This is a genomic window from Caballeronia sp. dw_19 (assembly GCF_018449515.1).
Lineage (GTDB): Bacteria > Pseudomonadota > Gammaproteobacteria > Burkholderiales > Burkholderiaceae > Caballeronia.
Genome location: NZ_JAAVUQ010000051.1, coordinates 20,109 through 31,506 on the forward strand (window position 1 = coordinate 20,109; position 11,398 = coordinate 31,506).

Here is an 11,398-nt window from a genome sequence, read left to right on the forward strand (position 1 = left end):
GATGTCCGCCATCCGATGAGACATGTCCGAGTCAATGCCTACGACTGTCCATTCGCAATCTTTTAGCTCGATCATTGACTACCATGATGGCAAGGGGTGCTGCCAGCACGTTGACTCGCCCGACCGAAGACGACGCACTCACGGATAGCTAACGTAATCCGGAAGGGACTCCAATATGAGAACGGCCATCGCTTTCCCATGCCTCGACGGCCTATGTGCGGGCGCCAGCTTTTCCTTTTGCGTCGGAGCGGTAACGACAATCATGAAGAGATCGGCGACCTGATCGCGAACCGAACGTAACTTTGCCGGTGACGCGACGACTTCAAACGGCGCGTCAAATTCTCGCGAACCCGGGTCGGCTGCTGCGAGTTTCCGCCCAGTTGTTAAGCCTCATGTGTTGGTGGTGTTCGACATTGGATGCCAGGATCCGATTCGTGTCGGGCTAAAGGCGGCCGACGGAAGGCATGGTGTGATTTTACCTCGATGCAGCGGCGGTCACTGGCAATGGCGAGCGGTTCGGCACGATAAGCCATAGACGTTTAAAGTTTTCGCGCAAACGTAAAACGCGGTCTTAGAACGTAGTCGTACTTAGAACGTAGTCGTAATATGAGACGGAATGTCAATTGACGAATTCTGGCTGCTATAAAATTTGCGGTCGACAATGGCGTAGCGTGAGAATTAATCTTGACCACTTTCATTGCCGGGGTCGAAGATCATAAGGAATGGTCCTCGATATGAGGACCTAGCCTTTATTCTTTTGCTCCCTGCACGTGCAAGGAAGGGTGATGGGATATCTCGCGAAATCATTAAATGAGGTTTACACGCAACGGTAGTGGACGGCGCCCTTGTCAACTTTCCAGGGAACTGCGTAGATTCTCGATTTTGCCGAGAAGATGCACAAGGACGAACACAAGACGCGTGAACCCAAAGGGGAATACCGCGTCAGGAACTGGACGCAGTACTACACGAGCTTGACTGTGAGAGGCGACGTGACGATGTGGATCGACGAGAGCTTCATGAAAAACAACCAGGACAGGGTTGTTTAAGTGCGGTCGGCCGTACACGTATTCGGCCGCGGCGATTCAGATGCTGCTCGTGCTCAAACAAGTGTACCGCCTGCTTCAGGGCTTCATGCATACCCTACGCGAACTCCCATTCGCTGACTTGCCGGTGCCGAATTACACGATGCTTAGCCGCTGCACGGAAGAATTGAAGATTAGGTTGACCACCCTGCGCAGGGGCGAACCGCCGCACAGGGTGGTGGACAGCACCGGCGCGAAGTTTCACGGCGAAGGCGAGTGGAAGCTGCGTAAGCACGGCTATTCGAAGCGCAGCACTTGGCGCAAGGTGCACTCCGGACTCGACGCAAAGACCGGTCGGGTACGCACCTCGCTGATGAAGCATCAAGGCGTCGCCGATGCCGACATGTTGCCCAAGCTGCTCGAACAGATCCCTGCGGACAAACTGATCGATACCCTTGGCTGCGGTGCGTCTGATACCACGAAATTCCGGGATCACGCGAGCCACTTACCCTTACGTTTGTCTTATGCAACAACGCCGCTTTTTGAACCAACGATATCTACGTCAGGGATTGGGACCCTACGGACACTTGTGAAGGCGCCCCACGGCAGCGGGCTCCCCGTTACGGTATTTGCAATTACCGCATCTTCGCTGATATAGGGCGTAAGTAGTGCTGCAGTATTGCGAATACAATGCGTATCGCCAACGATGCGACACGCAAAGCGACCAACATATAGGCTTCATGGAAGGCCGCTTTTACGCGTGACAGCACCCCCCGAATGATATCGACGTACTACCAACCTGCTAATTACCGCCATGGCGGTCAAACACCCCGGGGAACTCGTTTTCATGATTCAAATGCATAACCCTGCAGCCAGCCTTTCGGAATTGTTCGGCTACTACGACGAGCGGTTCGTCGTAGTCGCATATCACACGCTATTGCGGCGTGCGCCGGATGCGGAAGGCACGCGCTACTATTTGAATCGGCTGCGCGCCGGGGTCAGCAAGACCGAGCTGCTTGCCCAGCTGCGCCTGAGCCCCGAGGGCAAGGCCGCGCGGGTGAGCCTCCCCGGTCTCGACGAACTCGTGCAGGCTCACAAGCGCCGGAAGCTCCTGTCGCCGCGCACGTGGTTCCAGCACTCGCTCGCGTCCGTCACGCTCGAGCAGCAGCACACGATCCGCGCAATCGACAACAAGCTGAACGTGCTTAGCGAAGCGATCCAGCTCCAGATAGCCGAATTCGATCGCAAACTGGAGCGCCTGACCGCGCTGGTCAAGACACTGAACGGCGGCGACGCCGCGGGTACGATTCCTGCGCTGGCAGCCGATGCGGAACCGCAGTATCAGTCCCCGGCCGTCCACGATCCAATCGCGCACCGCTACGAAGCCGCGCTCGCCGCGCTGCCGCTACGCTTCACCGCCCAGCCTGCGAAAGCGTCAGCGATCCCGGCGGACATCCGAATCTCTATCCTGATGCCCGTCTACAAGGTGCCGCTCGAATATCTGGCGAAGGCGATCGAATCCGCGCAATACCAGAGCTACGCGAACTGGGAGCTCTGCATCGTCGACGACGGCTCCAACGTGCCGGAGCTTGCCCAGTTCCTGAGCGATGCGGCCGCGCGCGATTTGCGCATCCGCCTGTCGATCGAGAAAACCAACAGAGGCATCGCCGCAGCGACGAATGTCGCGCTCGCGATGTCATCGGGCGAGTTCGTCGCCCTGCTCGACAACGACGACATGCTGACATTCGACGCGCTGCATCACGTCGTTTCGACGCTGCATGCGAACCCGAAGCTCGACATGATCTACTCCGACGAGTGCAAGATCAACGACGCGGGTGCACCGATCCAGTTGTTCACGAAGCCGGACTGGAGCCCGAGCATGCTGTTCAATAGTATGTACACGGGCCACCTCTCGGTGTACCGAAAATCACTCGTCGAGAAGGCCGGTGCGTTCCGTTCCGAATACGACTTCTCACAGGACTACGATCTCGCGCTGCGGATCGCGGAAATGACCGAGAACGTGCAACACATCGCACGCGTGCTGTACGGCTGGCGGATGATCGCCGGCTCCGCCGCGCAAGGCGACAAGCCCCATGCACGGACAACGAACATCGCGGCGCTCCAGGATGCCGCGCGCCGTCGCCGGCTACAGGGCGAAGCCTATCCCGAGCGCGCGGCCAATCACTTCCGCGTCAACGTCTCGTCGATGACCGAAAAGGTCTCGATCGTCATTCCGTCGGACAACCTGAACAACATCCAGGATTCGATCGCGTCGATCGTCGACAACTCGCTGTACCGCAACTACGAGATCCTGGTCGTCACGAATTCGAAGCTGATCAAGAAGCTCGATAAGCCCGGCCTGCCGGACTGCGTGAAGTTCGTCCCGTTCGACAAACCTTTCAACTTCTCGCTGAAATGCAATGAAGGCGCGGCGCTCGCCACGGGCGAAATCGTGATCTTCTTCAACGACGACGTGCGCGTCGTGTCGAAAGACTGGGTCGAGATGATCCTCGAGGGCTTCGCCGTCGGTCCGAACGTCGGCATCGTCGGTCCGAAGCTGCTGTACGAGAACTACCTGATACAGCACGCCGGCATGGTGACAGGCGTGCGCGGCCTCGTCGGCACCATGTTCCATTGTCTGCCGCACGAAACGGACACGCACTTCGGCATGGCGCTGTGGCTGCGCGAGGTCTCGCTCATTTGCGGCGCGCTCCTGGCGATGCGTAAGAGTGTGTTCGACCAGGTCGGCGGCTACGACGCGGTAAATGCGCCGATTTCTCACTCCGACGTCGACCTCTGCTTCCGCGTTCGCGAACTCGGACACACTTGCCTGTACACGCCCCACGCCACGCTGATCCATATTGGCCACATGTCGATCGGCGAAACCGAAAAGGCCGAAAAGGCCAAAGTCGTTCAGAACGTTCCGCGCAAGAAGGACAAGTCGGACATCTTCCTGCTGCGCCGCTGGGGTCGGGAAACATCGTATGACCCGTACTTCCCGCCCACGATGCGCGACATCCTGTTCCATGACTCGCCCGACGCATGGCAGCTTTACGGAAACGTACCGCCCGCGCCGGAAGGCGGCAAGGACATCCTGTTGATCTCGCACGACCTGACGGGCAGCGGCGCGCCGCGCGTCGTGTTCGAGATGGCGCGCGTACTGCACGAGGCGGGCCATTTCGTCGTCGTAGCATCGCCGTCGGACGGCGTCTTCCGCCAACAACTCAACGACCTCGGCATTCCCGTGATAGTCGACGAACTGCTGTTGCGTCAGCATCCGTCCGTCGAGCAATTCGCCCGCAACTTCGATCTCGTGATCGCCAACACGGTCGTCACGTGGCCTGCGATTACGCAGTTGAGCGCCGTCGTCGACACGTACTGGTACATCCACGAGATCTCGCTGCTCGAGCACTTGCTGAACATCCAGCCAGAAATCACCGAGGCGTTCTCGGTCGCGAAAGGGATCTGGGTCGGCAGCGACCATGCGGCGGTGCTGGTCAAACGCCTTCGCCCCGACGCAGAAGTGATCAAGTACGGCGTCCGGCCGCACAACGACAAGCCCCTGCCTCTGAAGAGAGCCAATTTCCCGCTCAACGTGTCGCTGATGGGCTCGTACGAGCCGCGCAAGGGGCAGGATCTGGCCGTGGCCGCATTCGAAATACTGCCGGCCGAGTACCGCTCAAAGCTGCGCCTAAACCTCTACGGTCGCGTGCTCGACGAGCACTTCTTCCGCGCGGTCGAGACGAATGCGCGCAAGTTTCCGGAAATCACTATTCGCACGGAAATTCCGTACGAGCACTACGTGCAGGAGCTCGCCGCGGCGGACGCCATCCTGATAGCGTCACGCGACGATACGCTCCCGCTTGTTTCGATCGATGCGCTCGGAATCGCCAAGGTGCTCATGTGCACCAACATGACCGGCACCTCGTCGTACATCGAGCACGGCGTGTCGGGCTTCGTATCGCGCTCGCCGGAGCCGCAGGCGATCGCCGAGATGCTGCGCGAAGCCGTCGATCGCGCGAGCGATCTGCCGGAAATCGCTATCCGCGGCAAGAAGGTATTCGACGAGCAGTTCTCGGTGCAAGCATTCACGAGCGCCTTCTTCGATGCTTGCGGCGTGACATCTATCGCCGACGTTGGGAAAAAACATGCAACAACCTGATCACGATCGGAACTGGTTGGCAGGCGCGCGCTGCACAGTGCTCGGCGCCAACGGCTTCATCGGGACAAACCTGTGTCTGGCGCTGCAGTCGGCAGGCGCGACCGTGATCGGCGCCGGCCGGTCGGCGTCCGCCCGCGCGGAGTTGGCCGACAAGGTCAGTTGGCGACGCACCGATCTCGCCACCGGCACGGGGCTGGACGACGCGATTCGCGGCAGCGATTTCGTGATCCACCTCGTCAACACTCTGCTGCCCGCGCCGTCCAACGCGGAGAAGGCGCGCGACGTCGAGGAAAATCTGATCGGCACGCTGCGCCTGCTTGAGCTATGCCGCGAGCACCGCGTGAAGAAGGTGATCTATGCCTCGTCCGGCGGCACCGTCTACGGCCCGCAATCCGTGGTACCGATCAGCGAAAACGTGATACCCCTGCCGATCTGCTCGTACGGGATCGTCAAGCACGCGGTGGAAGGTTATTTGCATCTGTTCCGTCATCTGCACCAGCTCGACTACGTCGCGCTCCGGATCGCCAATCCGTTCGGCGAATATCAGATGCCGCACGATCAGGGGCTGATCGCGACGCTGTTCGGCAAGGCGCTGTCGCGCACGCCGATCAGTATCTGGGGCGACGGCAGCGTCGTGCGCGACTACGTGTACATTCAGGATGTCGTCGACGCGGCCATCGCGTCGATGGCACTCGACACGCAGCACGCGCCGCGCGTCTTCAACATCGGCAGCGGAGTCGGCAAGTCCGTCAATGACGTGATCGAGTCGATCACGCACGTTCACGGCAAGCTGCCGCGCGTTGAGTACACGCCCGGCCGCGCGGCCGACGTTCCCGTGAATGTGCTCGACATCCGGCGCGCATACGACCATCTCGGCTGGAGGCCCCAGACCGACTGGCAGGCCGCGCTCGACATCACCTACCGGTGGCTAAGCAACGTGCTAGATGCCAACGAAACGGCACGCGCTTATGCAGCGACTGCGTAGCATCGCAGGCTGGGTGGGACGATGGCGGTGGACGGCCAGGCATCTCGAACTGGACAGCTCACCGGATGACGACGGGACGATCGCAACGATCGCGCGTCCCATCCGCCCAGGATGGTACATGGTCGAACTGCAGATCGAGTCGGCCAGCGTTCGTTGCAAGAGCATGATCGAGATCGTGGGACACCACGGGCGCGACACGTTCCCGTTCATGATCGACGCAGGACGCCTGTGCAAGCGGCTGATCCGGATAGAGCATATGGGGACCGTGCGATTTCGTTTCGACGCGGTCGCCCCGTCGATCGTACATTTCGTGCTGGCGCGGGTGTCGCAACGGTTCGCCACGTCGCGCATGCACAAGCGACTGTTGTTGACGGACCCCGCGTATCGGGTAACGACCCAGCGCGGGAGCGTACCACTTGCGCTCCCCGAGCTTTGGCACCGCTACTGCGACGCGTTTGATCAACGCAGCGAAAGCGCGTTGTACGCGAATTGGGTACGCGAATTCGACACGACGAACGACGCGGATCGCACGGCCATCCAACTCGCGATCGGACAGGCGACGCAGCCGCCGACCTTGTCGATCGTAATGCCGGTGTACCGTCCGAATCCGGCCTGGCTGCGCGCCGCCATCGAATCCGTTCGCGCGCAATCCTACCCGCATTGGGAGCTTTGCATCGCCGACGACGGTTCGGGCGAGCCCGCCGTCCATGACCTGCTCGAGTCGTTTCGCGCGGGCGATGCGCGCATCAAGGTCGCGTATCGCCGCGACAACGGCGGCATCTCGGCTGCATCGAACACCGCGCTGGCACTCGCGACGGGCACTTGGATCGCGCTGCTCGATCAGGACGACCTGCTCGCTGAGCACGCTATCTTCTGGGTCGCGCATGCGATCAGTGAAATGCCGCACGCGCGGCTGGTCTATTCCGACGAAGACAAGGTTGACGACAGCGGCGCTCGTTCGGACCCCTACTTCAAAAGCGACTGGAACCCGGACCTGTTCTACTCGCACAACATGATCTGCCACCTCGGCGTGTACGAGCGCGCGCTCGTCGCCGAAGTCGGCGGATTCCGGCCGGACTACGACGGCGCGCAGGATTACGATCTCGCGCTGCGATGCATCGAGCGCCTCCCGGCGAGCAGCATCCATCACATTCCTCGCGTGCTCTATCACTGGCGCAAGCACGACGGCAGCACCGCGTCCGACATGGGCGCAAAGCCCTACGCGGTTGATGCCGGCCGGCGCGCGCTGGAAGACCATTTCGGACGGCGCCAGATCACCGCACGCGTCGAGCCGGACGGCGGCGCCTATCGGGTACGCTACGCGCTGCCAGCCGAAGCGCCGCTCGTCAGCCTGTTGATCCCGACGCGCAATCAGGTTGCACTGCTGCGGCGCTGCGTCGAGTCAATCATGGCGCGAACCCGTTACACGAATTACGAGATCGTGATCGTCAACAACGGATCGGACGAGCCGTCCGCGCTCCGGTATCTGCGCGACCTCGCAGCACATGACCGCGTGCGGGTGCTCGACGATCCCCGCGAATTCAATTACTCACGCCTGAACAATTCCGCCGCCCGCGAGGCCCGCGGCACGATCCTCGGCTTGATCAACAACGATATCGAAGTGATCAATGAGGATTGGCTCGACGAGATGGTTAGCCACGCGGTGCGCCCGGAAATCGGCGCAGTCGGCGCGCGGCTATGGTACGGCGACGAAACCATTCAGCATGCCGGGGTGGTGCTCGGCATCCATGACGTCGCCGGCCACGTTCACCGTTTTCTGCCCCGGGGACAGCGCGGCCCGCGCGACCGGGCGAGTGTCGTGCAGTCGTTTTCCGCCGTGACTGGCGCCTGCCTGGTCGTGCGCAAGGCGCTTTACGACGAGGTCGGCGGTCTGAACGAGGCGGATCTCGCGGTCACCTGCAACGACGTTGATTTCTGCCTCCGCTTGCGCGACGCGGGCTACCGCAACATCTGGACGCCTTACGCGGAACTCTTCCATCACGAATCCGCGAGCCGCGGATTCGACGACGTGCGAGAGAAGATCGAGCGCAGCATGCGCGAGACCGCGTACATGCACAATACCTGGGGCGAGCTGCTGCGCAACGATCCCGCCTACAACCCGAACCTGAGCCTCGACGCAGAGGATTTCGGTTACGCATGGCCGCCCCGCATCCCGTCCGCCCGCGACGCGCTGGCTCGCGACCACACCTAACGTACCGCCCAGACATGAGTCACCCGACCTCGCCCCCCGCCTCGCGTCGACGCGTACTGCTCGAAATGCGCCCGGCCCTCGATGGCTTCGCCGGCATTCCGCAGGAGACCCGGCTCCTGTTCCGCAATTTGGGCGCCAGCCCGTCGATCGAGATCGTCGGCCTGCTGCAGACCTCGCTGCGCTTCCTGGAATCAGGCACTCCGTTGTCGTGCAACGACGACACGGCCGTGCCGATCAGCGAACGGCTCAACCGCTACTCGCGTGTGATCGTCAGCCTCGACACGAAGCCAAGCGGCAAGCTGCTCAGCGAAATCGAGCTGTACCTGAAACGCCGACGTGTCGCGTACGGCCTGATGCTGTCGACGGCAACGCACGGTGCGCGCCGGAAAATTCCGCTCACACTCTTCGACAGCCGTCATTTCGAGGAATACGTCTGGCAAGCGCTGTTCAGCAAGACCCTGCCCGCCGAGGATTTCGCCGACGTCACGTCGCGCCGGTTCGTCGTGTGCACGATCCCGTGGAACATCATGCAGTCGGCCGGACTGCTGGCGGCCAAATGGCGCAAGCGTCCGGTCTACCCGACGCTCGACACAACAGGCCTCGACGTCTTCATTGCGCAGACGCCGTATCCTGGACGCGTCGCGCCCGGCACGGCGCTCGTGATCCGATATCACGACGCGCTGCCGATCTTCATGCCGCACGCGTTCGCGAACAAGTCGCGGCATCAGGCAACCCACTTCCGAGCGCTGGCTGACAATGTCGCTAGCGGCGCGCACTTCGCGTGCGTGTCGGAATCGACCCGTCAGGACCTGCTGCGCGTGTTTCCAGAACTGGAAACGCGCAGCGTCACGATCCCGAACGTGGTCTCGCACCACTACTTTCCCGAGGATTCCCCCGCGAACCGCGTCGCGCCAATCCTGCGGACGAGACACAACGCCAACGTTGCCGACACGCCATCCCGGCCGCCCAACGGTCCGTCGTTCCGCTACCTCTTGATGGTGTCGACACTCGAGCCGCGCAAAAATCATTCGCTGCTGATCTCGGCATTCGCCGCGCTGCGCGCTACGTCCGATCCGGAACTGAAGCTCGTGATCGTCGGGGGCAAGGGATGGAATGCGGAACCGATCATCCGGGACATGCAGCCGTGGATCGAGCAGGATGCGCTATACGCGCTCGAGCAAGTGCCGGCCGACGAACTACGGGTGCTCTACCGTCATGCGGCTGTAGTCGTCTGTCCGAGTCTCGCGGAAGGTTTCGATTTTTCGGGCGTCGAGGCGATGCGCAGCGGCGGCACCGTCGCCGCGTCGGATATTGCAGTTCACCGGGAAATCTATGCGGACGCGGCGGAGTACTTTGACTCTCATTCGGTCACGAGCTTGGTAGATTGCCTGAGACGCATGCTGCAGGGTCCTGAGGTACAGCGCGGACGTGCGATCGAACGCGGCGTGGCCGTCTCGGCACAATATCTGCCGGAAAATGTGCTGCCCCAGTGGGAAGCGTTTCTCGCGCGGATCGGTGCCGCAGCGTGACCGGTAGCACACGCCACGCGGCGTTGCCCGGTCACACGCCGGCGATACTCAGAAGTACTCTGCGTTGGCGAATGCGGGAGCGGCCGCGTCCTTGGTCGACACGAGCGCATTGCCCGTGACCGGCCATTCGATCGCGAGCGTCGGATCGTCCCACTTGATCGCGCGCTCGGCGTCCGAATACCAGTAGTCCGTCGTCTTATACAGGAACTCCGCCGATTCCGACGTTACGACGAAACCGTGCGCGAATCCTTCGGGCACCCACAGCTGGCGCTTGTTATCCGCCGACAGGGTGACGCCGACCCACTTGCCAAAGGTCGGCGACGACCGCCGGATGTCGACGGCGACGTCGAATGCCTCGCCCGCGACGACCCGCACGAGCTTGCCCTGCGCGTGGCTGATCTGATAATGCAATCCGCGCACGACATTGCGGAGCGACTTCGAGTGGTTATCCTGCACAAACGTGACGGATGCACCGATGACTTCCTCGAAGACCTTGTGGTTGAAGCTCTCGAAGAAAAAGCCGCGAGCGTCCGTGAACACCTTCGGTTCGAATATCTTGACGTCGGGGATAGCGGTATCGAGCACGTTCATCGTACGTGTCCCTCCTTCAGGATGTCCTTCAGGTACTGGCCGTAGCCGTTCTTACTCAACGGCTGCGCGAGGCGCAGCAATTGCTCTGCGTCGATGTAGCCGAGCCGGTATGCGACTTCCTCGATGCACGCGATCTTGAGGCCCTGGCGATGCTCCATCGTCGCGATGAACTGCGACGCGTTGAGCATCGAGTCGTGCGTGCCCGTATCGAGCCACGCATAGCCGCGCCCCATTGTCTGCACGTCGAGCATGCCGTCCTTCAGGTAGAGCCTGTTCAGATCGGTGATTTCGAGTTCGCCACGCGGCGACGGCTTGATCAACTTTGCGAATTCGACGACTTGCGCATCGTAGAAATAAAGCCCCGTCACCGCGAATTGCGACTTTGGCCGTTCCGGCTTTTCCTCGATGCTGATGGCCTTGCCCGCGTCATCGAACTCCACGACGCCGTAACGCTCAGGGTCCTGCACGCGATACGCGAACACGCTCGCACCCGACGTCTTGGCTGCGGCTCGCTTCAGCAGCACCGCCAAGTCGTGGCCATAGAAGATGTTGTCGCCGAGGATCAGCGCGCACGGATGGTCGCCGATGAACGACTCGCCGAGAATGAACGCCTGCGCGAGGCCATCCGGGCTCGGTTGCACCTTGTATTGCAGGCGAATCCCCCATTGCGAACCGTCGCCCAGCAGCTGTTCGAAGCGCGGCGTGTCCTGTGGAGTCGAAATGATCAGGATATCCTGAATGCCCGCCAGCATCAGCGTGCTCAGCGGATAGTAGATCATCGGCTTATCGTAGATCGGCAGCAATTGCTTGCTGACTGCCTGCGTCGCAGGATAGAGCCGGGTGCCGGACCCGCCAGCGAGAATGATGCCCTTTGGATTCATAATGTCTCTGCTTCTG

General features: G+C 61.4%; 6 protein-coding genes and 1 pseudogene. 5 read left to right on the forward strand and 2 right to left on the reverse strand.

Annotated features, from left to right (window positions below):
• Window positions 1-893: 893 nt before the first annotated feature.
• The 5 genes and pseudogenes from HB376_RS36680 to HB376_RS36700 all read left to right on the forward strand — a co-directional run.
• Window positions 894-1,506, forward strand: a pseudogene (locus tag HB376_RS36680) (IS5 family transposase); the annotation flags it as partial.
• A gap of 363 nt (window positions 1,507-1,869) precedes the next feature.
• Window positions 1,870-5,184 carry a glycosyltransferase gene (locus tag HB376_RS36685; protein WP_213768590.1) on the forward strand — a complete coding sequence of 1,105 codons (3,315 nt, stop codon included), beginning with the start codon at window positions 1,870-1,872 and terminating at the stop codon, window positions 5,182-5,184.
• The gene (locus HB376_RS36690; RefSeq protein WP_213768591.1) at window positions 5,171-6,169 is read left to right on the forward strand and encodes an NAD-dependent epimerase/dehydratase family protein; all 999 of its coding nucleotides are present in this window, start codon (window positions 5,171-5,173) and stop codon (window positions 6,167-6,169) included. Before HB376_RS36685 ends, HB376_RS36690 begins: the two co-directional genes overlap by 14 nt.
• Window positions 6,170-6,332: 163 nt before the next feature.
• Window positions 6,333-8,381, forward strand: a complete 2,049-nt coding sequence (locus tag HB376_RS36695) for a glycosyltransferase family 2 protein (protein ID WP_255631782.1) — start codon at window positions 6,333-6,335, stop codon at window positions 8,379-8,381.
• Window positions 8,382-8,395: 14 nt separating this feature from the next.
• Window positions 8,396-9,910 (forward strand): glycosyltransferase family 1 protein, encoded by a 1,515-nt coding sequence (locus HB376_RS36700; RefSeq protein ID WP_213768592.1) that lies wholly within the window; start codon window positions 8,396-8,398, stop codon window positions 9,908-9,910.
• Window positions 9,911-9,958: 48 nt separating this feature from the next.
• Here the strand turns inward: HB376_RS36700 and rfbC are convergent, their stop codons facing one another.
• Together rfbC and rfbA are read right to left on the reverse strand one after the other, a co-directional pair.
• A complete protein-coding gene (rfbC, locus tag HB376_RS36705; protein WP_213768593.1) occupies window positions 9,959-10,501 on the reverse strand; it encodes a dTDP-4-dehydrorhamnose 3,5-epimerase in 543 nt (180 codons plus the stop codon).
• Window positions 10,498-11,382, reverse strand: coding sequence for a glucose-1-phosphate thymidylyltransferase RfbA (gene rfbA, locus HB376_RS36710; protein WP_213768594.1), 885 nt, complete (start codon window positions 11,380-11,382; stop codon window positions 10,498-10,500). Before rfbA ends, rfbC begins: the two co-directional genes overlap by 4 nt.
• Between the last annotated feature and the right edge of the window lie 16 nt (window positions 11,383-11,398).